The sequence below is a fragment of the Gilliamella sp. B2717 genome (assembly GCF_026536675.1).
GTDB classification, from domain to species: Bacteria; Pseudomonadota; Gammaproteobacteria; order Enterobacterales; family Orbaceae; genus Gilliamella; species Gilliamella apicola_I.
Window position 1 is genome coordinate 1 of the sequence record NZ_JAFNNQ010000094.1, and the last position, 25,766, is coordinate 25,766.

Consider the following 25,766-nt stretch of genomic DNA (forward strand, 5'->3'; position numbering starts at 1 on the left):
ATTTGAACCAACGACCTTCGGGTTATGAGCCCGACGAGCTACCAAGCTGCTCCACCCCGCGATAGATGGTTGATGAGTATACTATATTTTGAAAAAAATGCAACTGAAAATCACGCTTTTTTAACAGTTTTACTTGAAGTTATTGAAATATTTCAGATAGTCATTTTGTCTTATTTTTTTAATTACTCACATTAAATTACATTATAATATTTTCTAATGAAATCATAAGGATTTCCGCTGATTTTTCAGCGGAAAAACGTGTTTTTGTGATTAATATTAAATAACGATTTTTGGAGGCTATTTTATAGTTGCATTTTTCATTTTATTGACAAAAATGGCTAATTCATGCAACATTTTTTGAGGGTTATCCAAATGTTGCTCAATAATTTTGACTGTCGCAGAACCAGCAATTGCTCCCGCTGCTCCCGATTTAATTGCTTCACTTACTTGGTTAGGATCAGATATACCAAATCCTTGAATAGCAGGAGGTGCATTAAATTCAATGAGTTTTTTTAATAAATGGGTAAGGGGTTTATTGGCACGATTTTCAGTTCCTGTAACACCAGCGCGAGACACCAAATAAGTATACCCTTTACCATATTTAGCAATATTTTTAATCACTTCATCATCGGCATTAGGTGGACAAATAAATATAGGGGCAATACCATTTTTTTCAGCTGAGCCTATAAACTCTTGCGCATACTCAACAGGTAAATCTGCAATCAATACTGAATCTATCCCTGCTTTAGCGCACTTGGCATAGAAGTTATCAATACCATTTTTGAACACTAAGTTAGCATAGATGAGTAATCCAATAGGAATATAAGTATTATCATGTCGGATTTTGGTTAAAATTTCAAAGCATTTATCAACGGTGATACCGCCTTGAAATGCTCGTATATTGGCGTTTTGAATGGTGGGACCATCCGCCATAGGATCTGAAAATGGAATACCAAGTTCCAACGCATCAGCACCCGCATCAATTAATGTTTGAATTATTTGTAATGAGAGCTTTGGATTGGGATCACCAACGGGAACAAAAGGAACAAATGCACCTCGTTTTTCTTGTTTTAACTTATCAAATAGTTTTTGATAGCGGCTCATTCAACTTCTCCTTTTGCTTTTAAAATATCATAAACAGTAAAGATATCTTTATCCCCACGACCAGATAAATTGACAATTAATAACTGTTCTTTGTTTGGATTTTCTTTGATCATCTTAATAGCGTACGCTAAGGCATGCGATGACTCTAATGCGGGGATTATGCCTTCACTACGTGATAGAGCTTTAAAGGCCGCTAATGCTTCGTCATCAGTAATCGATACATAATCAGCCCGTCCAATACTGTCTAAATATGCATGTTGAGGCCCTACCGACGGAAAATCCAAACCCGCAGATATCGAGTAAGATTCTTCAATTTGTCCTTCATCGGTTTGCATCATTGGCGATTTCATCCCAAAATAAATGCCTAGTTTACCATGTTTTAATGATGCGCCATGCTCGCCACTTTCAATACCATGCCCACCCGGTTCAACACCAATTAATCTGACCGATTTATCTTCAATAAAATTGGCAAACATTCCAATAGCGTTTGACCCCCCTCCAACACAAGCAATGACAGCATCAGGCAAGCGACCTTCTTTTTCTAAAATTTGCTGTTTTGCTTCACGGCTGATCATTTGTTGAAACTCTCGGACAATGGTCGGAAACGGATGCGGTCCGGCAGCTGTGCCTAACATATAATGTGCTTTTTCATAACTACCTGACCAGTCTCGTAATGCTTCGTTACAAGCATCTTTCAATGTTGCAGAACCCGTTTCAACAGGAATGACTGTTGCGCCCATTAAACGCATTCTAAAAACATTGGGTGCTTGGCGCTTAACATCTTTTGCCCCCATATAAATGCGGCATTTTAGACCTAATAGTGCGCATGCTAAAGCCGATGCAACGCCATGTTGCCCTGCACCGGTTTCGGCGATTATTTCCGTTTTTCCCATTCTTTTGGCTAGTAAAGCTTGCCCTAATACTTGATTTGTTTTGTGTGCCCCACCATGCACAAGATCTTCTCGTTTTAAATAGAGTTTGGTTTTCGTACCCGCCGTTAAATTTTTACATAATGTGAGTGCTGTAGGTCGACCTGCATAGTTAACTAACAAATCGTTAAACTCTTTTTGGAAGCTGGGATCGTTGATGGCAGAGATAAAAGCATCCTCAAGTTGTTCAAGTACAGGCATCAATATTTGAGGGACATATTGCCCGCCAAATTCACCAAAATAAGGATTTAATTTAGACATAACCATTCCTTTTTAAAATTAATTAAATTTGTTCAAATACGGCTTTAATTTTCTGTTTATCTTTAATACCTGCAGACATTTCCACACCGGAATTAATATCAACGCCAATAACCTTAGTGGCTAATGCAGATTTGACATTTTGTGGATTTATACCACCCGCTAAAATCACATTATTTAAATCCAGTCCATTTAGTAATGACCAATCAAAATGTTGTCCTGTTCCCCCTGCACCATGATCAAAGATATAGCGACTAATTAGCGGATGATGATGTTCTGGGATGACATCGCTAATACTTATCGCTTTCCAGATTTGACAGGATTGAGGCAGCTGTTGACGTAAGGTTTGTAAATACTCTTCGTTTTCATCGCCATGCAATTGAACGGCATAAAGTGATAATTGTTTGGCAATTTGACTTACTTGCTCGATGTCTTCATTTTTAAACACACCAACCCAATTAAGTGGAGCCACTGACATAAGCGAACGCGCGTTAATGGGTGAAATATAGCGTGGTGATTGGGGGACAAAAATTAATCCACCATAAACAGCGCCAGCTTGATAAGCCGCAACAGCATCTTCTGTTCGCGTCAAACCACATACTTTATTTTCACCTAGCATAACTTTTCGAATCGCTATCGCTAAGTTAGATTCCGACATTAATGCACTTCCAATTAAAAAACCATTAGCAAATTGACTGAGTTCTTTCACCTGATTATGGGTGTATATACCTGATTCACTGATAATGATGCGATCCGTCGGAATTGTTTTAGACAAATTCTTGACCCGATTTAAATCGACACTTAAATCACGTAAATTACGATTATTTATACCGATGACTTTAGCACCAAGTTCAATGGCTCGTTCGACTTCTTTTTCAGTACTCGCTTCAGTTAGTACACCCATATTAAGTTGATGAGCAATCTGACTTAAATGACGATATTCATCATCGGTAACAACAGATAGCATTAATAAAATAGCATCTGCTTGATAATAACGCGCTAAATAGATTTGGTATTCGTCAATAATAAAATCTTTACAAAGAATAGGTTGTGTCACTTCATTGCGAACAATTGGCAAAAATTCAAAACGACCTTGAAAGTATTTTTCATCAGTCAGTACAGAAATAGCCGAAGCATAATCTTTATAGACTTTAGCAATATTCGCTGGATCAAAATCGTTACGAATTAAGCCTTTTGAAGGTGACGCTTTTTTACACTCTAAAATAAAAACCGTTTTAGGCTGATTTAAGGCTTGATAAAAATCACGATCACTTGGTTTAATTTCTGATTGAAATGTGTCTAGTGGTTTTTGTTTTTTTTGTTCGATTAGCCATTGCTTTTTATCATCAATGATCTGTTTTAAAACAGTCGCCATTTCAACATTTTCGGTTAATGTATTTACAACCATGTTACTCTCCATTTTACCTTGCTGCTAATTGTTGTAACAGCGTATAGGCTTTGCCACTATGCATCATATCAATTGCTTGCTGCGCATTTTGTTTTAAATCTGACTGACCAAACAGGCTCATTAACATGGCGACATTAGCAGCAATGGCTGCTTCATGCGCCGGTTTACCATGACCTTGTAAAATGGCTATTAACATATCACGATTCATCTCAGGTGTACCGCCTTCAATGTCTTTTAAGGTATACTGTTTTAGCCCAAAATCTTGTGGTGTCAAAGTAAAATAACGAATATTGCCATTTCGAATTTCAGCCACTTGGGTTTCACCATGAATAGCAACTTCATCCATTCCAGACCCATGTACCACGTAAGCATGAGTATAACCTAGCATTTTTAGCGTTTCAGCAATCGGTTTGATTAAATCGGGATGATAAACTCCTAATAAAATACGTTTAGGTCTGGACGGATTTATCAACGGCCCAAGCACATTGAAAATAGTCCTTGTTTTTAATTGCTGACGTACGGGCGCAGCATGACGAAAGCCTGAATGATATTGTTGAGCAAATAAAAAACAGACCCCCAATTCATCTAATGCTTTACGAGATGCTTCCGCAGGCATATTTAACTTTATCCCTAAAGCGGATAATACATCGGACGATCCCGATTTACTTGATACACCACGATTACCATGCTTAGCAACTTTATAGCCTAATGCTGCTGCAACAAAAGCGCTTGCTGTGGAGATATTAATACTATTGGTGCCATCGCCACCGGTTCCCACAATATCGGTAAAGTCATAATCGGGAATATCAAAACTATCCGCATTTTCCAGCAAGGCTTGAGCAGCGCCAGCAATTTCATCAGGTTTTTCACCCCTTACTTTCATGCTAATCACCGCAGTTGCTAAAACGGTTGGTTCAATTTTGCCTTGAATAATAAGATTAAATAGAATTTTACTCTCATTTTGGGTTAATGTTTGTCCTAAATACAATTTATTAATAATAGGTTGAATGTTGTATTCTTGTTTATCAATAATGGCCTCAGGTTTCGATTGTGACTCTGATTGTGGTGGATTGAGTGCCCACTCAATCGTTTGTTCTAACAATTTTACACCTTGAATCGTTAAAATTGATTCGGGGTGAAATTGAAAGCCATAAACCCGATCATGATCATTGCGCACCGCCATTACAATATTATTACAAAGTGCATTAATGGTAAGTGTATTTGGAATATTTTCGCCTTTTAATGAATGGTATCGAGCAACAGGTAGTGGGTTGGGTAACCCTTTAAACATAGCTTGTTCATCGTGTTCAATAAGCGATGCTTTACCATGTAATATATCACCTGCTGGTACAATACTTCCCCCATAGGACTCGACAATTGCTTGATGACCAAGACAGATACCAATTATTGGCAATTTTCCTTTCAGACGCTTAAGTAGTTCTGGCATGCATCCTGCTTCGCTTGGCGTACCGGGACCTGGTGATAGCATTAAAATAGGATTTTGCATATGAGATAATTTTTCAATAATGACGTCGGCTGGAATCGTATTACGATAAACAGTGACACAATGTTTGCTATTACGCAGTTGATCGACTAAGTTATAAGTAAAGGAATCAACATTATCAATAAATAAAATATTAGCCATTAAAATACACCTTCTACATGATGTGCTGCCATAATCGCACGAACAACGGCACGAGCTTTATTACGTGACTCATCAGACTCAAATTGTGGTTCTGAATCTAACACTACCCCCCCACCTGCTTGAACGGTTGCAATTCCTGCTTCCACGTAGGCACTACGAATGACTATGCAAGTATCCAAATCGCCATTGGCGGTAAAATATCCAACCGCTCCACCGTAACTACCTCGTTTAATTTTTTCCGATTCAGCAATTAATTGCATGGCTCGAACTTTTGGCGCTCCCGTTAACGTTCCCATATTCATTGTTGCTTGATAAGCATGTAAGGCATCCAAATCATGTCTTAATTGTCCCACCACTCTTGATACCAAATGCATAACAAAAGAGTAACGATCAACTTTTAATAATTCTTTAGTATAGCGAGTACCGGGTTGACATATACGCGCTAAATCATTACGGGCTAAGTCAACTAACATTAAATGTTCTGCTAACTCTTTCTTATCGGTACGCATATCAAGTTCTAATCGACTGTCTAAATCATAATCAATTTCACCATTCGCCGTTAATCCTCGAGGGCGAGTACCAGCAATCGGGTAGATTTCAACTTGATTTGTCGCTTTAGTATATTTAAGCGCGCTTTCAGGTGATGCCCCAAACAAGACAAAATCACGATCTTGCATATAAAACATATATGGACTTGGATTATTATTTTTTAGCACTTGATAAGCCGATAATGGAGCTGGGCAAGGTAACGTAAAACGTCTGGAAGGCACTGCCTGAAAAATTTCGCCTTGTTGGATAGCATCTTGCATTTTTTTTACAACCGTATTGAAATCGTCATCACTTTTATTACACGTAACATCAATGCTTGCCAGTGATTGAGTTTGAATTGGTTTCATCGGCTTGCTTAATCTCGCATCTAATTCAGCTAAACGATGAGTTAAGCGAGATATTTCAATCTGATCTGACGTAAAAGCGGTAGCCTTCAAAATTGATACATGATCTTGATGATTAATTTCTAATAGGGTTTCCGCTAAATAGAAACAAAAATCTTGGCAACGTTGTTCTGTTGGTAAAATAGGTAAGTTTTCAAATCCTGCCACCAAGTCATAACAAAATAACCCACCAACAAATATGACATCCGAGCTACTTTGTTCAGGGATATTTACTATTTTAAGTAAAGTTCTTAACGCATCGAAAATCGATAGCGACTTTAAACGAGAATCCTCATCTTGCAGGCTATCAATCGTTGGAAAACTCAAGGTTAATTTTTGGGAATGATCGAATATTTTAATGACCTTTTCGTCAAAAGCATGGTGCAATAAAGGTAACAACTTTTCACCATTAGTGGTCAAGGCTTCAAAAGTCACTTGCGTGTTTATTGCCGAGATACGTAATGCACTATCAACAATCATGACACTTTTAATACCTTGCTTATTATCAATTTCAGCCGATTCAAGCAATAACGTTGCAGGACGATTTTCACATAATTGGTTAAATACTAACGTCGGATCTTGATGATAACAAATAGTTTTAGTTAGCTGGGTTAAAGTTGGCTTATTCATTGTCGACTCACTATTATCAAATTTTTATTTAATTTTTTTATCATTAATTCAAAACTAAAAAACCCGCTTTAAGCGGGTTTATGAAAAAAAACAGATAATCACATCACCCGAAATAGCTAATGTGCCACCGACCAAAGCCTATGAATGAATAAATAACTAGGTATAAGTACTGTAATGTCATCATCATTATCTGTTTAATATATTTTGTACTATTAAACTAGTTCATTAGTGTGTTGTCAACAATTAAATTTAAGTAAAGTATCGATAACCGTTTTAATATAAATAAGTTAATAATAACTAGTCAAATTAGAAATTTATCATTAAAATAGCCCCGAATTCTAATTACTAAGGAAATGTTGTCTATGCCTACTTTTTACATCGTTATTGGCGTTATCGTTATACTTGCTTTAATTACTGTATTAAAAGCCATTACTATTGTTCCGCAAGGTTTTCAATATACTATAGAGCGCTTTGGTAAATATACCCATACTCTTGAACCCGGATTAAATATCATTATTCCATTTATGGATGGTGTGGGACGAAAAATTAATATGATGGAACAAGTACTTGATATTCCATCACAAGAAGTAATTTCAAAAGATAATGCGAATGTGCAAATTGATGCGGTTTGTTTTATCCAAGTACAAGATGCAGCAAGAGCCGCTTATCAAGTTAATCAATTAGAGCGTGCTGTGATTAACTTAATGATGACCAATATACGTACTGTACTGGGTAGTATGGAACTTGATGAAATGTTATCACAACGTGATCATATTAACTCAAAATTATTGGGTATTGTCGATGATGCAACTAGCCCTTGGGGTATTAAAATTACCCGTATTGAAATTCGTGACGTTCGTCCACCTGCTGAATTAATTGCAGCCATGAATGCTCAAATGAAAGCAGAACGTAATAAGCGTGCTGAAATTCTTGAAGCAGAAGGGGTGCGTCAAGCGGCTATTTTACGTTCAGAAGGTGAAAAACAATCTGAAATTTTGAAAGCTGAAGGTGAAAGAGAAGCCGCATTCTTACAAGCTGAAGCGCGTGAACGTGCCGCTGAAGCTGAAGCAAAAGCGACACAAATGGTGTCCCAAGCAATTGCTGCCGGGAATATTAATGCGATTAACTACTTCGTTGCCCAAAAATATACCGAAGCATTACAACAAATCGGTTCATCAGATAACAGTAAAGTTATTATGATGCCACTTGATGCCTCTAATTTAATCGGCAGTATTGGTGGTATTGCAGAATTAATTAAAGAATCAAAAACTAATTCATAATAATTTTTCGATAATTATGCCTCTAATTTAGCGAATTTATACAGTGCTAAAGCAGAGGCATTATTTTAATTTTTATAAAATGAAAGGTAAAAATAATGGCTGATTTTTTTACAGTTATTTATAACTCTCCTCAATGGATTTTCATTGCCTTAGGCGTTATTTTTCTGATTGCCGAATTATTGGGTATAGGTGGATATGCACTTTGGTGTGGAATTTCAGCCATTTGTGTGGGAATAATAGCTTGGGTAATTCCATTATCTTGGCCAACTTTATGGTTCTTATTTTCAATTTTTACGGTCGTTTCTGTTTATCTCTGGTATGTCTGGCTTAAAAGCAAAGGAAAACATCGTTCAAGTAAAAACCAAATTAATCAACCTCAACAAGACTTAATTGGTATTAAAACCGTTGTCACTGATGCAATTATTAATGGTACTGGTCGAGTTAAAATTAAAGATGGCACATGGTCAGCTAGATGTAATCAAGATTTACCAGTAGGTCAATCCGTTATTGTTACTTCTGTCGATGGAATAATTTTAAGTGTTGAACCTATCATTTAAAATGTTTTCATATCATATTTGAAAAACAAATATCAGAAAAATGACATTGAGAAGATGATTGAAATTTGTAAAGAAAATAAGATTTATATATGGAAAGATGATACCCAAAATGCACCAAAATTTATGCAATCTTTATTGTGTAACAAAGCAGTATCATTGATTCGATACTATTAATCTTAACATTCATTTATCCTATTAGCCAATAATCATTATTGGCTATTTTTTTTAGTTAATAAACCGCAAATATTTATTATAACAGTGACGATAAATTGTTCACCTTCGTTTGACTTATCCATGCGATATGCTATCAAACTGGTAATGACATATAGAGATTTATGCCGACAACGCTAAATTTCTTAATTTAACAAGTTTTATTTAGAATATTGTAAGCATTTTTTCATTGCAAAAATAGAAAAGCCCAACAATGTCTCATTGTTGAGCTTTAACTAAAATAATTGGAGTTTACTATCGAGAGGTAATATCACTATGACATCTCGCTCCAGACCACTTAATGTGACATAGAAGTTTTAACACCACCTTCTGGTATAGGAACATAAGCGGTTTCTTTATCTGTTCTTTGTTTATTGTTGCGAACTTTAAGCGCGGTTTTAATACCAAAGAAGATAATCGTGTATACCACAAGTAAGAATAAAATACTTAATCCTGCATTGGTATAATTATTGATAATAATATGATGCATATTATCAATTTGTTGAGCAGTTAACTCTTTACTACCTTCAGCAATTTGACGTTTATATTCATTAGCTAAATAGAAGAAGCCTTCTAATTGCGGATTATCACTGAATAATTTTAGACCTAATGCCCATGTTGTACAGATTAACAACCAAATTGCCGGAATGATCGTGACCCAAATGTATTGCGCACGTTTCATTTTAATCAATACGACTGTTGCTAAAATCAGCGCGACAGCAGCTAACATTTGATTAGATATACCGAATAGTGGCCATAAACTCTTCACACCACCTAATGGGTCAACAACGCCTTGATAGAGGAGATATCCCCATAATCCTACACACCCCAGCGTACCAATAAAGCCGGCGATAAGTGAGTCTGTTTTTTTCAAGAACGGTACAAAATTACCTAATAAATCTTGTAACATAAATCGACCTGAACGTGTTCCTGCATCAAGCGCCGTTAAAATAAATAGGGCTTCAAACAAAATACCGAAATGATACCAAAAGCCCATATTCGCTCCTGGTAATATTTGGTTGAATACATAAGCAATCCCTACCGCTAGCGTTGGTGCACCACCTGCACGATTCAAGACGGACGGTTCACCTATGTCTTTGGCGGTTTGTAGGATTTGTTCAGGAGAGATCACAAAGCCCCATGAACTCACTGTCGCAGCTGCATGAACGGTGACATCTTTTAATTGCGCCATTATCATTGGTGCATCATCAGTCCCCAATTTATGCAAATCAGGCATTGTAATCCCTAATCCTGCTGGTGGAGTATTCATCGCAAAATAGAGACCAGGCTCAATAATTGAAGCTGCTACTAACGCCATTATGGCGACAAATGACTCCATTAACATTGCACCATATCCGATAAAGCGTGCGTCTTTTTCGTTAGCTAATAATTTAGGCGTGGTACCAGAAGAAATAAGCGCATGGAATCCAGAAACCGCACCACAAGCTATCGTAATAAATAAGAATGGAAATAATGATCCCTTCCAAACAGGACCAGTCCCATCAACATATTGTGTTACATCTGGCATTTTTAAATCAGGATTTAATATGACTATTCCTATTGCTAAACCAACAATGACGCCAATTTTCAGAAACGTCGCTAAATAATCACGTGGTGCCAATATTAACCATACAGGTAACATCGCAGAGATAAAGGCATAACCGACTAGCACATAAGTGATCGTTGTGTCTTTAAATGTTAACGCTGGTCCCCAGTAAGGATCGTGAGCAATAACGCCCCCAAACCAAATGGATAATATAAGTAAAACAATACCAATGACTGAGATTTCAAGAACTCGACCGGGTCTTAAAAATCGCATATAGATACCCATAAACAGCGCAATGGGTACGGTTGAACACACCGTGAAAACACCCCAAGGACTTTCTGCTAATGCTTTCACAACAATTAACGCTAAAACCGCTAAAATGATAAGCATAATCAAAAAGCAACCAAATAAGGCAATAGCACCAGGAATTGGCCCCATCTCGCTTTTAATCATTTCACCCAGTGAAGAACCATTACGGCGAGATGAAAGGAAAAGCACCATAAAATCTTGTACGGCGCCAGCAAAAACAACACCAGCAAGTAGCCAAAGTGTACCGGGCAAATAACCAACTTGTGCAGCAAGAACGGGACCAACTAGTGGACCTGCACCAGCTATAGCAGCAAAATGGTGACCAAATAAAACATATTTATTGGTTGGAACATAATTTAGTCCGTCGTTATTAATGACAGCAGGCGTTGCTCGAGTGGGATCTAATCGCATAACCTTATTAGCGATATAAAGGCTATAATATCGATAAGCAACTAAATATACAGATACAGCAGCAGCAACAATCCATAATGCACTGATGTGTTCACCTCGCCGTAATGCAACAACTGCTAGACAGCATGCACCAACAAAAGCAAGAATGACCCAAGGAATATGCTTTAATATTTTATTATTCATAATGATTCTCTTTTTGGGTTTTAAGATTATAAAAACGATACTTAACACCATTAAAATGCTATTTGGCTTGGTGTTTGGATAAATAAAAAACAATTTTTTTACTATCTTCCACTATTCCTTACCTATTTTATGGTTTTGAGTATACCTTTGTGACTTATATATCAAGCTTATAGTAAATTTTTGTTGATAAGAATGGTATCGCTATTTAAGCCATAGGTTGAATGGCAACAATGAGTGGTTAAAATCAGTCAATGAGCGGTTTAATAAAATTTACATAAATCGATAATTGAAATCATAATCCTAACATTTCTTTGAGTGATTTTAGATATCGACGACTAACAGGGACTGAAATATCGTTATTTAAAATAATACTTACGCCCGTTGATTCATTAAAGCGAATCTCTTTGAGTTTTTTTAAATTAACTAAGTATTGTCTGTGACATCGAATAAGAGGGGTTTTATCTTCTAATGTCTTTAAAGTTAACTCAGTAAAATATTCATCATTGTTTTGATTAAATACATAGATACCACTTATTTTGGAAGCGATATAAAATACATCATCTAAATTTAATAAATAGATACGGTTATGACCAACACAAGGGATATAATCTAAATTTTGATTAACCATATCTAAATGCTTTACATTATTAGGTAATTGATGTTGATGTAAACGGCATAGTGTTTTATTGAGACGGTCTTGTTCTACCGGTTTAAGTAAATAATCAAAGGCTTGTTCTTCAAAAGCTTTAACGGCAAATTCACTGTATGCAGTTAAAAAGACAATGCTAGGCATCGTCTGGGGATCAAGCATCGATAACATTTCAAACCCATTTATTTTGGGCATATGTATATCTAAAAATACCACGTCAGGTTGTAGGCGGTGTATTTTACTGATTGCTTCCATTGCATTATGACACTCAGCAATAATAGCAACATCGGGATCTTTTTCGAGCAAACAACGTAAATTTTCACGTGCAGGGAGTTCATCATCCACAATAATAACATTTAACATTAACTAATTACATCCTCTTGCAATGGTAGTGATAATATCACTTTCGTATATTCGTCAGGTTGACAAAAAATTGCTAAACCATATCTTTCACCATAACGAATATGAATTCTTTTATCGACTAAATTTAGTCCTAATCCTTTCATATCTTTTTTATTTTCTCGATAATTACCCGCATTATCGATGACTTCTAAATACAATGTTAAATCTTTTGTATAAGCATTTATACTCACTTTTCCTTCACCAATCAATTGGGAAGTACCATGTTTTATGGCATTTTCAACGATTGGTTGCAATGAAAATGCAGGAAGACGAGCATTTTCTAAATCTGCTGGGATATGAATATCAAGCGTGAGTTGATCCATAAAACGCATTTTTTCAATTTGTAAATAAGCATTAACATGCTCTATTTCATCTTTGAGCGTAACTATTTCGTCCGTTCTTTTTAGATTTTTTCGAAAAAAAGTTGATAGATTTTGCACCAGCTCAGATGCTTGCACTTTATCACGCCGAATAACCGCGACTAGCGTATTTAAGGCATTAAATAAGAAATGTGGATTAACTTGAGCGTGTAATAACTTAATTTCGGTTTTAGACAATAATTGTTTGTAATGCTCATTTTGACCCGCTAATATTTGTGCCGATAATAAACTGGCTATCCCTTCCCCTAATGTTCGATTGATTGAACTAAATAAAGTATTTTTTGCCTCATATAATTTAATCGTACCAACAACAGTATTATTTTCACCTCGCAGTGGAATTACCAGCGTTGATCCAAGACGGCAATTTTTATTAATTGAACATTGATACGGTAAATGTGCGCCATCCAGATATTGTACTTCATTTTTTTCAATAGCTTCTAAAGTACTATTTGACGTGATCAGTGTACCCGGTAAATGGTGATCATCTCCAATTCCAATAAAAGCCAAGATTTTTTCTCTGTCTGTAATGGAAACCGCACCAATATCCAATTCTTGATAAATAATTTCTGCCACTTTTGTACTATTTTCTTGATTGAAACCATCACGTAACAGCCCCTCAGTGCTCACTGCAATTTGTAATGCTTTTGCCGAAAAAGCCGAGGTATAGCGTTCGAAAATAGCTCGTCGATCCAATAAAATTCGCATAAACATCGCTGAACCAATACTATTGGCGATAATCATGGGCGCTGCAATACTTTTTACCGCATGTAAAACAGTATCAAAAGGGCGTGAAATTAATAATACTAAAATCATTTCAAGCGATTCGACCAATAAACCCAGCACGCCGACTAACAAAGGATTATAGATAAGATCAACCCGACCTTTTTTCATTAACGCGTAATGCAATAATCCACTGATTAGCCCAATTAATATAGTCGATAACATACAACTTTCAGCCGTTATTCCCCCCAATGTATAGCGGTGAATTCCCCCTGTCACACCGACTAAAAAACCAACCATAGGACCACCAAGAAGACCGCCTAAGATCGCCCCGATAGCACGGGTATTTGCAATAGTATCTTCTATGTGAAGCCCAAAATAGCTCCCCATAATACAAAACAGTGAGAAGATAAAATAGCAAACTAATTTATGCGGTAAATGCACTGTGACTTGCATGAGCGGAATAACAATTGGGGTTTTACTTAGTAAATAGGCAATAACTAAATAAACACACATCTGTTGTAAAAGTTGTAGAATTAGATCGAATTCAAGCATAATTTAAATCTATTAAGCCTATCCCACTAACGAAGGTTAATGGGATAAAAAAGTTTAGTTATTCAATAAAGTAAAAGTTTGTTTGTTTTGTGTAGTTGAATCCGAGCCAATAAACACATTAAATTTACCTGGCTCTGCCACATATTGCATTTTGTCATTCCAAAATTTTAACATTTCAGGCTTAATAATAAAGTGCACTTCTCCTTTCTCATGTGCTTTCAATGTAATGCTCTCAAAGCCTTTTAGTTCTTTAACGGGTCTACTTACCGAAGCAGTCACATCTTGTAAGTAAAGTTGAACGGTTTGAGTACCTTCCCTGTTTCCTGTATTTTCAACTATTGCTGTCACAATAATTTGACCATTTTGTTGCATTTCTGTCGCTGAAAGAGAAAAAGTGATGTTGAAATCAGTATAACTTAGTCCATAGCCAAATGGGAATAAAGGTTCATTAGGACTGTCCAAATAAGATGTCGTGTATTTCCCCATATTCTCCGTTCCGTGTGGGCGACCTGTGTTTAAATGGCTGTAATAGACAGGTATCTGTCCAACATTACGTGGAAATGACATAGGTAATTTTCCAGACGGATTATAATCGCCAAACAATACATCAGCAATGGCATTACCGCCTTCTGTACCTAAAAACCATGTTTCAAGCATCGCATCGGCTTGTTGAAATTCATCGACTAATGTTAACGGGCGACCATTCATTAAAGCAATAACAAGGGGTTTACCGGTTGCTTTAAGTGCTCGAAGTAATCTTTTTTGACTTTCAGGAAGGGAAATATCTGTTCGACTTGACGACTCATGTGCCATTCCTTGCGCTTCACCAACGAAAGCGACAACAACATCTGCATTTTTCGCTAATTCGACCGCTTCACTAATCATCTTTTCAACAGGTCTGTCATCAAATTTTGCCGTAACTTCGTAAAGATTTAAGAATTTAAATAGTGCGGGATCATCCGAAAGATTAGCACCCAATGCATAACTGACATTTTTGGGGTTGTTTATTGCGTGATTAATGCCTTCCAAGGGAGTCACGGCTAAATTAGCTCGACCTGCACCCGACCAACTCCCTAATATATCGCGTTTGGAGTCAGCAAGCGGACCAATAACCGCAATTTTTTGATCTTTAGATAAAGGTAAAAGCTTATTATCATTTTTTAATAACACAATACTGCGTCGTGCCACTTCTCTGGCTTCTTTTCGATGTAATCGATTATCAGCAAACATCGTTTCAATGTCTAAGTTTGGATCTAAATTACGATGAGGGTGACGAAACAATCCCATATCATATTTAAGTGACAACACGTGTCGACATGCATTGTTAATATCATCTTCACTCAATGCCCCTTCTTTGACCAGTTGGGGGATAAATTGAAGAAAATATTCATCATTCATACTAACATCAATACCGGCTTTAATTGCGATTCGAACAGCATCTTTGGCATCACTGGCAACACCATGATTAATCAGTTCCCGAATTGCACCATGATCGCTAATGACTACGCCATTAAAATGCCATTGATGACGTAGCACATCGGTCAAAAGCCAATGATTTGCGGTAGCCGGAACACCATTTACCGTAACCAGCGATACCATAATAGCTTGGCTTCCTGCATCTATTGCCGCTTTGTAGGGAACCAGATATTCTTGAAACATTTTTCGTTCACTCATATCGGTACTATTGTATTCTCGCCCACCTTCAACCGCACCATAAAGCGCAAAGTGTTTAACGGTTGTCACCAACGAATTTTTTTCCGCCAAAGATGGCTTTTGCATTTGTTCAACAAAAATCCGCCCAGCTTCTGAAGTAAGATAAGGATCTTCACCAAAACCTTCAGAAACTCTACCCCATCGTGGGTCTCGGGTAATATCAACCATGGGAGCCCAAGTAATATTAAGTCCATCAGAAGTAGCTTCATCAGCGGAAACTTGTGCGACAAGAGCCATTGCTTGGCGATCCCAAGTAGAGGCAATACCTAAATTGATTGGAAACACAGTGCGATGACCATGCACAATGTCAAATCCTAATAATAACGGGATCTTGTTAGGTGATTTTAAAGCACGATCTTGCATTCGTGACAAGTCAGGCTCGACAACAGTATTAAATATCCCCCCAATTTCGCCAGCTTCAATTTGATCTAAGACTTTATCGAGTGTGAGTTCTCCGCCCACACTGATTAAACGCAATTGTCCAACCTTCTGTTCAATGGTCATTTTTGATAATAGCGCATCAATAAAGGCTTTTTTATCCTCTCTATTATCATTTTGCGCAAGAATAGATGAAGAGAAGAGACACATGAATAACAATAAGATTAATTTTTTCATCATTAGGTTCGCTGTCACTGTCGTTGTGAGGATTAAAATAAGAATAGAATAGCTGAATCGCTAAAAAAAATCTCAATCTTTACTAAATTTGTGAAAATCAACTTTATGATAGTATGATGAAATTTTTTAGTAATAATAAGAAAAAATGAGGATTATGCTAAAATGAAGACCGGATATTCAATAAGCAAACTTGCCGACAACATTATCGGCAAATTTAAGCGTTGTTTAGTCTCGAAAATTGGTAAATTGAAAAGGTTGTCCTAATTCACCATTCTTGACTAAAGCCATTGTCGCTTGTAAATCATCACGAGACTTACCAGTTACACGAACTTGATCACCTTGAACTTGAGCTTGAACTTTAATTTTACTATCTTTAATTAATTTCACTATTTTTTTAGCTAACTCTTTATCAATACCTTGCTTCAGTTTGACGGTGATACTGTAAAGTTTACCGCTATGCTCCAATTCTTCAGGAATGTCTAAAGCACCGCCATCAATACCACGTTTAGCCAATTTATCTCGTAAGATATCAAGAAGTTGCTGAACTTGAAACTCAGATTGACTGGTGGCTTTAATTGTCTCGTTTTTTTCGTTCAATTCAAACGAAGCTTCAACATTTTTAAAATCCCAGCGCGTGGTCAATTCACGTGACGCGTTCTCGACGCCATTTTTCACTTCTGGCATTTGGATTTCTGATACGATATCGAAAGAAGGCATAAACTCTCCTCTTCAAAAGATTAAAAATATAAATAGAATTCTAAGAAAAATACAAAGATATATGCCACTTAGTTAGTGGCATTTTTAAGTGTGATTAAAAAATTAATCGATAGTGCGAAGTAACTCATTGATACCCACTTTTCCTAAAGTTTTGGCATCCACTTTCTTAACAATAACGGCACAATAAAGGCTATATTTACCATCTTTAGTTGGTAAGTTACCGGAAACAACAACAGAACCTGCAGGCACACGACCATAATGAACTTCACCGGTTGCACGATCATAAATTTTGGTACTTTGCCCAATAAATACGCCCATTGAAATAACCGAACCTTCTTCAACTACCACGCCTTCTACAATTTCACTACGGGCACCGATAAAGCAGTTATCTTCAATAATCGTTGGATTTGCTTGTAATGGCTCTAAGACTCCACCAATACCTACACCACCAGACAAATGAACATTTTTACCAATTTGGGCACATGAACCAACTGTAACCCATGTATCAACCATTGTTCCTTCATCAACATAAGCACCAATATTAACATAAGATGGCATTAATACGGTGTTACGAGCGACATAAGCCCCTTTACGCGCAATGGCAGACGGAACAACACGAAAACCCTCTTGCGCAAATCTAGCTTCATCATAGTCAGCAAATTTTAACGGCACTTTATCGTAATAATTAGTTGGACCAGCATTGATCAACTGATTTTCGTTAATACGAAACGAGAGCAATACAGCTTTTTTCAACCATTGATGGGTGACCCACTCACCATTAATTTTTTCAGCGACACGCATTTTTCCGCTATCTAATAGATGAATACATTGATTAATTGCATCACGTGTAACAGCATCTGCATTTGATGGTGTGATTTCCGCACGACGTTCAAATGCGGCGTCAATAATAGTTTGTAATTGTTGCATCTCTTGTTTCCTTTAACTTTTAAGTCCGTTGGCAAATTTAATCAGGATTGACAGTATAATATAATATCCGGCACTTTTTAAGCGGTTTGTCATATCATCTTAATACTGTTTAATAAAAAGGACATTAATTTGTGAAATGTGTTCCAATTTTGACAATAAAAAATCGTTATTTGAATGTCATTATTTACTATCATCATATCGCTAATTTAACCAATATGTATGATGCAAAATTCAGGATTTTCTTTATTAGAGTTGATCGTTGTTGTGGGCATTTGTGCCATATTTGCTTCCATTGGTGTAACAAAATGGAAAACGTTACAACTTAAAGAAGAATTACTTACCACCACTAAACAATTAACGCATTTTTTTAACGAAGTGCAAATTAACGCATACACTTATAATCATACTTATCATTTCTATCTTTTTTCCTCGCCTTGGTGTTTAGTTGCCAGTAAAGGCGATAAACCCAATTCCTGTATGGAGAGTGAATTACGATATATTAAACCCAACAATTCGGTGGAAATAAGCGGTTTAACCAATAAAAAAATCATTTCCTTTTGGGGACGAAGAAACATGGCACAAACAGCTTCTTTAAAACTTCATAATCAGATAGGCGAAACAAAAATTTTTATCTCATTTCGAGGAAGGGTTCGCTTTTGTTATGAGCAAGGTTATCTATCCGGTATGCCTCCATGTTAAAACAATCAGGATTTTCGCTATTTGAAGTATTAATCTGTTTAATGATAGCAAGTTTAATTTTGATTGGCACAAGTCAATGTTATCAACAACTCCAAATGCGGCTAAGTGATGATTATTTAAAATCACATTTACAACAAACAGTTCATCAAGCACTGGCTGGCTTATCTAAAGATATTAAGCGTGCTGGGTTTACGCATCATATTTCTACAGAAATAAAATTTAAACCCATTGAAATTAATGATCGACAAGATTGTATTGTTATTCGTTATGACAGTGGATTAGGTGATAATGGGAGTCGCAATTCTTTATATTCTACTTATTTTGATGTCTTTACTTTTCGCTATCACCAAAATAATCTTGAATACAAACACGCAGCAACAAAATGTGATGGTTTGAATTGGCAACGCCTGTTTGATCCAAATGATGTAAATGTCACTCAATTTAGTATCAAGCAACGCAGTCAAACAATTGAAATAAAGTTAACTGCTGAATTAAAAAAACATGCTCATATTCAGTATCACCTTACCAAGATAATCAAAAATGAAAATAGGTAATCGTTTTGTTAACCAATCGGGGTTTAGTGCTATTGTTATGGTGATTATTTTAATGATAATAGGCTTATCTTTATTGTTCGGATTTCATATTTTAGTTGCATCATGGCAAAAAATTGCCATGACAGAAAGACGATACTATCAACAATTTAATACCGCCAGTTCATCATTAAGTTGGGCAATAACGCAACGTTGGCAGCGCCCTAAACCCCATTGGCAATGCCAACATGAGCTAAATTTACAATTAAAAGTTTGTATTAAACAATCGAACTGGAGTCACGATAATGCCATTTTAGTACGAGGAGAAGCTAATGGGTTTTTTCTTTATACTTTAGCGCATTTAGACAATGGCAAACTCATCGTTCATAAAGGACAGTGGCTTGATTATTGCCCAGAGAAAAGAAGTCATGATTGTGAATAAACATGCTGGCGGTTTTAGTTTGATTGAAGTATTGATCGCCTCACTACTATTTTCAATCATTCTTCTTAGTTTTATGCAGTTGGAAAAAGCCTTATTTCATCAGCGCCATTACATTACCAACAAACTACATGCTGATCAGGTTATCTTCCAATTACTCGATAGCTATCCTGATATTGCCCAACATATTATTCCAACACATTGGACATATCACGTACAAAATAAAACGTATAATAATCAATGTACACTGGTAATCATAACCGTTACTATACCTAATTATGATAAAAGTGAGCAACAACGATTATTTTGCCATTAACAATCAAATTTTATTTTCGAGAAACTCATGCAATGCTGTTAACACTTGAGCCGTTTTTTCAGCATGAACATTGTGACCGGCTCCTTCAATAGTTACAATTTTAGCCTGTGGAAATTGCGAAAACAATGTATCCAAATATTGATCAGCTATGTATGTTGAATTCCCACCACGAATAAATAAAATGGGTTTCATACTGGGCGAGCCTGCTTGCCAATCACTTAAATCAGAATAATTTTTAACAATCATGTTAGCATTAAATAGCCAGTGATCGTTTTTAAATGATTTTAATAAAAAATAGATAGTCGCTGTATTCACACCTTGTTGCTCCATAATATGCATAATCTGTTTTTTATCAGTAATATGCTGTGAACAACACTTTTCTAATGATTGAATAACATCAAAATTAGGCGACTGTAAATATTTAACGGGTGCAATATCCATGACGACAACTTTCTGAATAATTTCAGGCACAATTCGAATTAATTGCATTGCCACTTTTCCACCCATTGAATGGCCGACAATTATAAGATTTTTCAATTGTAATTCTTGACAAAGCTCAGCAACATCATTAGCCATAGCGTCATAATTCATTTCATCTGACCACGGCGAAAGTCCGTGATTACGCAGATCGACCTGAATAGTTTGATAATGCGGAGCAAAATCTTTTGCTAACATATTCAAATTATCCAAGCTACCAAACATACCATGCAAAAATAAAATAGGCTGTCCTTCGCCCTGAATTTTATAGTTTAGTTTCATATTTCCACTCTAATATTTATGTTTAAAATTTATTCAAATAGTTGATAATAATTTAGTGATTAATTCTGTAACAATATAAGCTATAAATGTGTTAGAATTCAGCACTTATTTTCATTATATATTAAGTCATATGTTTCAAAATAACCCATTACTCGCACAACTAAAGCAAGAGCTTCATCAACAAACGCCACGCATTGAAGGCACAGTCCGAGCCCATGAGAAAGGATTCGGTTTTTTAGACGTTGATAACAAAACCAGTTATTTTATACCAATGGCTAAAATGAAAACCGTTTGTCATGGCGACAAAGTTTCTGGAATCGTTGTCAAAAACAACGATAAAGAATCTTTTGAACCTGAAGTATTACTTGAAAGCGCATTAGAATCATTTATTGGAAGAATAGGTTTCCAAGACCGTTCAATGGTTATCTATCCAGAAAACATGCCTAGTAGTTTTTCGATCCCCTGCAAAGTAAATAGTCAACTTCCACAAAAATTGAAAGAAAATGACTGGGTCGTTGCAACACTAATTTCACATCCTTTGAACGCAGACAAAAAAAAATTTGTTGCAGCCATTACCGATTTCATCGTTGAAGATGATTCAAAATACAAATTATGGCTTAAAACACTAGCACGTTATAATTTAGAAACAACAGTACAGCAAGCTGATACTTTATCGATTATTGAAAAAGAGCTTGAAAATCGTCAAGATTTAACTGACGTCTGTTTTTTTACCATAGATAGTGAAAACACTCAAGATATGGATGATGCGATTTCGGTTAATATGGATGAACAAGGTAATTTTAATCTTCATGTCGCCATTGCCGATCCCACAGCATTTGTCTTGAAAGATAGTGATATTGATAATATTGCAAAAATGAGGAATTTTACGACCTACCTTCCCGATTTCAATATCCCAATGTTACCTAAAGAGTTAGCCGATGATTTATGTTCTTTGCAAGCGAATGTAAAACGCCCGGCAATGGTCTGCAAGCTAAAACTTGATTCATCAGGGAATATCTTATTTGATAGCATCAGTTTTACCTCTGCTTGGATAGAATCGAAAGCCAAACTTGCTTATCACAATGTTTCTGACTTCTTGGAAAACAATGAGCAATTATCTTCAAGTCATTCATCTTTACCCGAACAACTTAATATTTTAGCCAATTTAGCTAAGGTCAGAATAAATTGGCGACAAGAAAATGCACTTGTTTTTAAGGATGTAACCGACTACCGTTTCGTACTTGATGAAAATCGCCAAGTTGAAGCTATTATAAAAGAACCGCGTCGCATCTCTAATCAAATTGTTGAAGAAGTCATGGTGATTGCAAACCAAGCATTAACCACGATGTTAAATGAAAAAATTGGTTTTGGTATTTATAATATTCACACCGGTTTTGACACCAAATATCTGGATCAAATATTAAAAATTCTAGCCGACAACGGGATAACTGAGTTTGATAAAACGTCACTAACTTCGTTTGCAGGTTATATAAAACTTCGTCGCATCATTGATATTGATCCGTTTTTAGCCATGCGATTACGAAAATTCCAAAGTCCGGCTGATTTTTCAATTGAACCTCAACCTCATTTTGGATTGGGATTTGACGCTTATGCAACTTGGACATCACCAATTCGTAAATATGGCGATATAGTTAATCATCGTTTATTGAAAGCTTATATGCGCCAGGAAGCGTTAACACCACCGGATACAAATCAACTCAAAACCATGAATGAACGGCGAAAAATGTTAAGATTGGCAGAACGAGATATGGCCGAAAATCTATTTGCTCAATACTTATCAGATAAAATTGGTCAAACATACACAGCTGAAATTGTGGATATCAATCGTGGCGGTGCCAGAGTTCGTCTTACCGATATTGGTGCTTATGCTTTTTTACCTTTATCCATGCTACATTCTGTAAGGGAAGAAATCGTTTCATTACCCGATGAAGGCGTGATTAAAATAAACGATAACATCGGTTATAAACTCACTGATATTATCCCTGTTTCTATATTTCAAGTAAAAAATGAAAATCAATCAATTATCGTTAAATTAACAAATATTAATGAATAATTAAAAATATGATGCCTTGCAGATTAATGATAATTAATCTTTACTTAATGCTGTAATTATTTAGCATCAAGGCATCATATATTGACAATATCTTAACGATTAAATCCTTTTGTTTCGTGATAAGATCTGATATCTTTCCCAACCTTGTTAAAACATTGCTTTTATAAGATAAATGGGTTATAAAAGTGTCGTTGTTATAGCATTAATCGGTAACATCAAGAGGGATTTATGGTATCAATTCATGGTCATGAAGTTTTACAAATGATGGAAGGGAATAGCTACACAGAATTATCTCTACTGGCAGCTATTGAACAACGATTTGGAAAACATGCTAAATTTCATACTTGCTCTAAAACAGATATGAATGCATCTGAACTGATTGCTTTTTTGAAAGCGAAAGCAAAATTTTCACCTGTAACAAATACACAATTTACAGTTAATATTCAGAAGATCTGTCACCACTAATGATAAAGTTGTAAGTTCTATCACATTTTTTACAAAAAAATACGTTGTTATAAAGTGTTATTATAAAAAAAAGTATATAATTTTTTTAATAATAGCTATATAGCATCCTATTGAATTATAACTCAAGAATAAGTTCATGGAATTTTATATATGAAAATAAGTAATATTTTAACATGTGCCATTGTTGCTATTCTTGTTTCAAGTTGCGCACTTCGATCTGATTTGTCACAGAAAAAAGCTGAAGGGAATACTGAAACAGATCAATTATTGGCTTTACAAAATAAAACTGAATATAACAATCCCTATGTTGTTAATGCAAAAAATCAACTAGCTCAATTAATTGGCAACAAAAATTTTAATAACTATGTTATTAAGCGAGGATTGCTAACGTGTAAAAATGATAATAATTCAGCCTTTTGTGTTTTAAATTTTTATTTGACTGAATATTATAAGCTGAAATCTGATCTGCAACTCAAAAAAATAACTGAAGAAAACGAAGCTGAGCGTCAAATTGAACTGAATAAAATCAAGGCATCTCGCAGCAATATCAAAAATTATTGTGATCTTTCTGCTGATTTTGTCTCGGCAATTTATACAAAAGATACAACCAAGATTGCCAACTACTATCAACCCTTATTTAAAATGTCTGAGCAAGATATGTCAGCACTCTATTCTAAAATCAATAAAGATAATTATGCTCACTTTTTGATTGACCAAAACCCAAGTATTATTTTAGAAATGAAAAACGATTATGTTGAAAAGTGTTTAGGCAATCCAAAAGATAATATTATTAATTATTTCAATATATTTAGATAAACCCAATGTGAGTATTTTATGCACAATTTATTGCCAAACAGCCAATTTTATAAAACAGTCACATGCAAAATATTTTGCGTGTGTGCTGTTTCGTTAATTAGCTTTTCTTCCTGGGCATTTTCGTATGAGGATGTGATAAACAAAGCTAAAGACTTGTCAAAAAAAGCTTATCAGCAACCATCCAAAAATATCCCGAGTGAACTTGCATCATTACAATTTGCAGACTATCAGAAAATTCAATTTAATCATCAAAAAGCTTATTGGAATGATGAAGATACTCGTTTTAAACTTGAGTTTTATCATGAAGGTATGTATTTCGATACCCCCGTTAAGATTAATGAGGTCGTCAATAATCACGCTCAAGAAATAAAATATGATCCTAGTTATTTTGACCTTAGTCAGATTCACTTAGATAAATTAGATACTAAAAATTTAGGCTTTGCGGGATTTAAAGTACATTATCCTATCAATTCGCCAACAAAAACCGATGATGAAGTTTTTACTGCACTCGGTGGTAGTTACTTTCGGGCAATAGGTAAAAACCAAATCTATGGTCTTTCAGCGAGAGGGCTTGCTATCGATACAGGTGAAATATCGGGAGAAGAGTTTCCTCGTTTTAAAGAATTTTGGATAGAAAGACCCGAACCGAATCAGAAACATTTAGTGATTTATGCGCTTCTTGATTCATCTAGTGTAACAGGTGCATACAAAATAACGTTAATCCCAAGTGTTGATACCACTGTCACGGTTGAAGCTAAAGTTTTCTTCCGTACATCAGTAAAAAAACTTGGTGTGGCACCTTTAACCAGTATGTTTTTATATGGGCCAAATCAACCTTCGCCAATTTTGAATTATCGCCCTGCTATGCATGATTCCAATGGGTTATCCATTTTAACCAACAATAATGAATGGATTTGGCGTCCGTTAAACAATCCTAAGCGTCTGTCGTTTTCATCTTATAGCTTGGAAAACCCTAAACAATTTGGCTTGATTCAACGTGATAATGGTTTTCAAGATTACCAAGACCTTGACGACCATTATGAGCAAAGACCAAGTGTTTGGACAGAAATTCTTGGCGATTGGCAAAAAGGTCGTGTGGAACTCGTTGAAATACCGACCGCCGATGAAACTAACGATAATATCGTAACGTTCTGGGTTCCGAAAAAACAGTACAATGCTGGTGATGTTCTTGATATTAGCTATCGATTACACTATACGTTAAATGATCAGCAACGTTATCCAAGTAATGTTGCTAGAGCAGTTAGTACGCGTTTATCGCTAGGCGATATCAAACAGGCAAATCTAATTCGTAAACTTGATGGTTCTAATGCTTACGTCATTGATTTTGCAGGACCTCAATTATCCAATAAAATACCTGTTAAGGTGATTTCAAGTATCACCAATGGATCGATTGTTAGCACAGACTCACAATATAATTCGGTCACGAAAGGATGGCGTGTCATTGTAAGGTTTAATGTTGAAGATAACAAAAAAGCCACTGATATTCGTATTCAATTAGCTTCAGAGAAAACTAACGAAATTTTATCCGAAACATGGAGTGGTCAATACCCTGCACAATAGTGATAAT

22 protein-coding genes are annotated in these 25,766 nt (G+C 35.8%); 10 read left to right on the forward strand and 12 right to left on the reverse strand.

Annotation, left to right across the window (positions count from 1 at the left end; all coding sequences use genetic code 11):
• Positions 1 to 297: 297 nt before the first annotated feature.
• From trpA to J3U35_RS09740, 5 genes are read right to left on the reverse strand one after another with little or no spacing between them, the layout of a single operon-like run.
• On the reverse strand, positions 298 to 1,104 hold the full coding sequence (gene trpA, locus J3U35_RS09720; RefSeq protein ID WP_267361038.1) for a tryptophan synthase subunit alpha: 807 nt from the start codon (positions 1,102 to 1,104) through the stop codon (positions 298 to 300).
• Positions 1,101 to 2,294: a tryptophan synthase subunit beta gene (gene trpB, locus J3U35_RS09725; RefSeq protein WP_255556761.1), complete on the reverse strand. Its 1,194-nt coding sequence runs from the start codon at positions 2,292 to 2,294 to the stop codon at positions 1,101 to 1,103. Before trpB ends, trpA begins: the two co-directional genes overlap by 4 nt.
• A 22-nt stretch (positions 2,295 to 2,316) precedes the next feature.
• Positions 2,317 to 3,699: a bifunctional indole-3-glycerol-phosphate synthase TrpC/phosphoribosylanthranilate isomerase TrpF gene (gene trpCF, locus J3U35_RS09730; protein ID WP_324123840.1), complete on the reverse strand. Its 1,383-nt coding sequence runs from the start codon at positions 3,697 to 3,699 to the stop codon at positions 2,317 to 2,319.
• A 13-nt stretch (positions 3,700 to 3,712) separates the two neighbouring features.
• On the reverse strand, positions 3,713 to 5,344 hold the full coding sequence (gene trpD / locus J3U35_RS09735; protein WP_267361040.1) for a bifunctional anthranilate synthase glutamate amidotransferase component TrpG/anthranilate phosphoribosyltransferase TrpD: 1,632 nt from the start codon (positions 5,342 to 5,344) through the stop codon (positions 3,713 to 3,715).
• Complete coding sequence (locus J3U35_RS09740; protein WP_267361042.1) at positions 5,344 to 6,906, reverse strand: anthranilate synthase component 1; 1,563 nt, start codon at positions 6,904 to 6,906, stop codon at positions 5,344 to 5,346. The genes trpD and J3U35_RS09740 overlap by 1 nt, the downstream gene beginning before the upstream one ends.
• Positions 6,907 to 7,268: 362 nt before the next feature.
• Here J3U35_RS09740 and J3U35_RS09745 point away from each other — a divergent pair, with 362 nt between their 5' ends.
• Complete coding sequence (locus J3U35_RS09745; protein WP_065559539.1) at positions 7,269 to 8,186, forward strand: SPFH domain-containing protein; 918 nt, start codon at positions 7,269 to 7,271, stop codon at positions 8,184 to 8,186.
• A 95-nt stretch (positions 8,187 to 8,281) separates the two neighbouring features.
• Complete coding sequence (locus J3U35_RS09750) at positions 8,282 to 8,743, forward strand: NfeD family protein (RefSeq protein ID WP_267350526.1); 462 nt, start codon at positions 8,282 to 8,284, stop codon at positions 8,741 to 8,743.
• A gap of 508 nt (positions 8,744 to 9,251) precedes the next feature.
• On the opposite strand, the gene J3U35_RS09755 is transcribed toward J3U35_RS09750, so the two are convergent.
• The 6 genes from J3U35_RS09755 to dapD all read right to left on the reverse strand — a co-directional run bounded on the left by J3U35_RS09755 (position 9,252) and on the right by dapD (position 18,080).
• The gene (locus J3U35_RS09755; protein ID WP_411589998.1) at positions 9,252 to 11,402 is read right to left on the reverse strand and encodes a carbon starvation CstA family protein; all 2,151 of its coding nucleotides are present in this window, start codon (positions 11,400 to 11,402) and stop codon (positions 9,252 to 9,254) included.
• Between the two features lie 292 nt (positions 11,403 to 11,694).
• Positions 11,695 to 12,414 carry a two-component system response regulator BtsR gene (gene btsR / locus J3U35_RS09760; protein WP_267361044.1) on the reverse strand — a complete coding sequence of 240 codons (720 nt, stop codon included), beginning with the start codon at positions 12,412 to 12,414 and terminating at the stop codon, positions 11,695 to 11,697.
• Positions 12,414 to 14,108, reverse strand: a complete 1,695-nt coding sequence (locus J3U35_RS09765; protein ID WP_267361046.1) for a sensor histidine kinase — start codon at positions 14,106 to 14,108, stop codon at positions 12,414 to 12,416. Before J3U35_RS09765 ends, btsR begins: the two co-directional genes overlap by 1 nt.
• A 54-nt stretch (positions 14,109 to 14,162) precedes the next feature.
• Positions 14,163 to 16,436 (reverse strand): beta-glucosidase BglX, encoded by a 2,274-nt coding sequence (bglX, locus tag J3U35_RS09770; protein ID WP_416380697.1) that lies wholly within the window; start codon positions 16,434 to 16,436, stop codon positions 14,163 to 14,165.
• A 225-nt stretch (positions 16,437 to 16,661) separates the two neighbouring features.
• Entirely contained in the window at positions 16,662 to 17,153 is a 492-nt protein-coding gene (locus J3U35_RS09775; protein ID WP_267350533.1) for a YajQ family cyclic di-GMP-binding protein, read from the reverse strand.
• Positions 17,154 to 17,255: 102 nt separating this feature from the next.
• Complete coding sequence (gene dapD / locus J3U35_RS09780; protein WP_267350535.1) at positions 17,256 to 18,080, reverse strand: 2,3,4,5-tetrahydropyridine-2,6-dicarboxylate N-succinyltransferase; 825 nt, start codon at positions 18,078 to 18,080, stop codon at positions 17,256 to 17,258.
• Between the two features lie 219 nt (positions 18,081 to 18,299).
• Between dapD and J3U35_RS09785 the strand changes: the two genes are divergently transcribed.
• From J3U35_RS09785 to J3U35_RS09800, 4 genes are read left to right on the forward strand one after another with little or no spacing between them, the layout of a single operon-like run.
• Positions 18,300 to 18,779 carry a prepilin-type N-terminal cleavage/methylation domain-containing protein gene (locus J3U35_RS09785; RefSeq protein ID WP_267361050.1) on the forward strand — a complete coding sequence of 160 codons (480 nt, stop codon included), beginning with the start codon at positions 18,300 to 18,302 and terminating at the stop codon, positions 18,777 to 18,779.
• Positions 18,773 to 19,333: a prepilin peptidase-dependent protein gene (locus J3U35_RS09790; protein WP_267350539.1), complete on the forward strand. Its 561-nt coding sequence runs from the start codon at positions 18,773 to 18,775 to the stop codon at positions 19,331 to 19,333. The genes J3U35_RS09785 and J3U35_RS09790 overlap by 7 nt, the downstream gene beginning before the upstream one ends.
• Positions 19,320 to 19,751 (forward strand): DUF2509 family protein, encoded by a 432-nt coding sequence (locus J3U35_RS09795; RefSeq protein ID WP_267361052.1) that lies wholly within the window; start codon positions 19,320 to 19,322, stop codon positions 19,749 to 19,751. The genes J3U35_RS09790 and J3U35_RS09795 overlap by 14 nt, the downstream gene beginning before the upstream one ends.
• Positions 19,738 to 20,064 (forward strand): type IV pilus modification PilV family protein, encoded by a 327-nt coding sequence (locus tag J3U35_RS09800; protein WP_267361054.1) that lies wholly within the window; start codon positions 19,738 to 19,740, stop codon positions 20,062 to 20,064. Before J3U35_RS09795 ends, J3U35_RS09800 begins: the two co-directional genes overlap by 14 nt.
• Positions 20,065 to 20,067: 3 nt before the next feature.
• Here J3U35_RS09800 and J3U35_RS09805 read toward each other — a convergent pair whose 3' ends face one another.
• Positions 20,068 to 20,823: an alpha/beta fold hydrolase gene (locus J3U35_RS09805; RefSeq protein ID WP_267361056.1), complete on the reverse strand. Its 756-nt coding sequence runs from the start codon at positions 20,821 to 20,823 to the stop codon at positions 20,068 to 20,070.
• A 130-nt stretch (positions 20,824 to 20,953) separates the two neighbouring features.
• On the opposite strand from J3U35_RS09805, the gene J3U35_RS09810 reads away from it, so the two are divergent.
• The 4 genes from J3U35_RS09810 to J3U35_RS09825 all read left to right on the forward strand — a co-directional run bounded on the left by J3U35_RS09810 (position 20,954) and on the right by J3U35_RS09825 (position 25,759).
• Positions 20,954 to 22,897 carry an exoribonuclease II gene (locus J3U35_RS09810; RefSeq protein ID WP_267361058.1) on the forward strand — a complete coding sequence of 648 codons (1,944 nt, stop codon included), beginning with the start codon at positions 20,954 to 20,956 and terminating at the stop codon, positions 22,895 to 22,897.
• A gap of 228 nt (positions 22,898 to 23,125) precedes the next feature.
• Entirely contained in the window at positions 23,126 to 23,362 is a 237-nt protein-coding gene (locus J3U35_RS09815; RefSeq protein WP_065559551.1) for a YecH family metal-binding protein, read from the forward strand.
• A 150-nt stretch (positions 23,363 to 23,512) separates the two neighbouring features.
• The gene (locus J3U35_RS09820; RefSeq protein ID WP_267361060.1) at positions 23,513 to 24,178 is read left to right on the forward strand and encodes a hypothetical protein; all 666 of its coding nucleotides are present in this window, start codon (positions 23,513 to 23,515) and stop codon (positions 24,176 to 24,178) included.
• An 18-nt stretch (positions 24,179 to 24,196) separates the two neighbouring features.
• A complete protein-coding gene (locus tag J3U35_RS09825) occupies positions 24,197 to 25,759 on the forward strand; it encodes a glucan biosynthesis protein G (RefSeq protein WP_267350551.1) in 1,563 nt (520 codons plus the stop codon).
• Positions 25,760 to 25,766 lie beyond the last annotated feature (7 nt).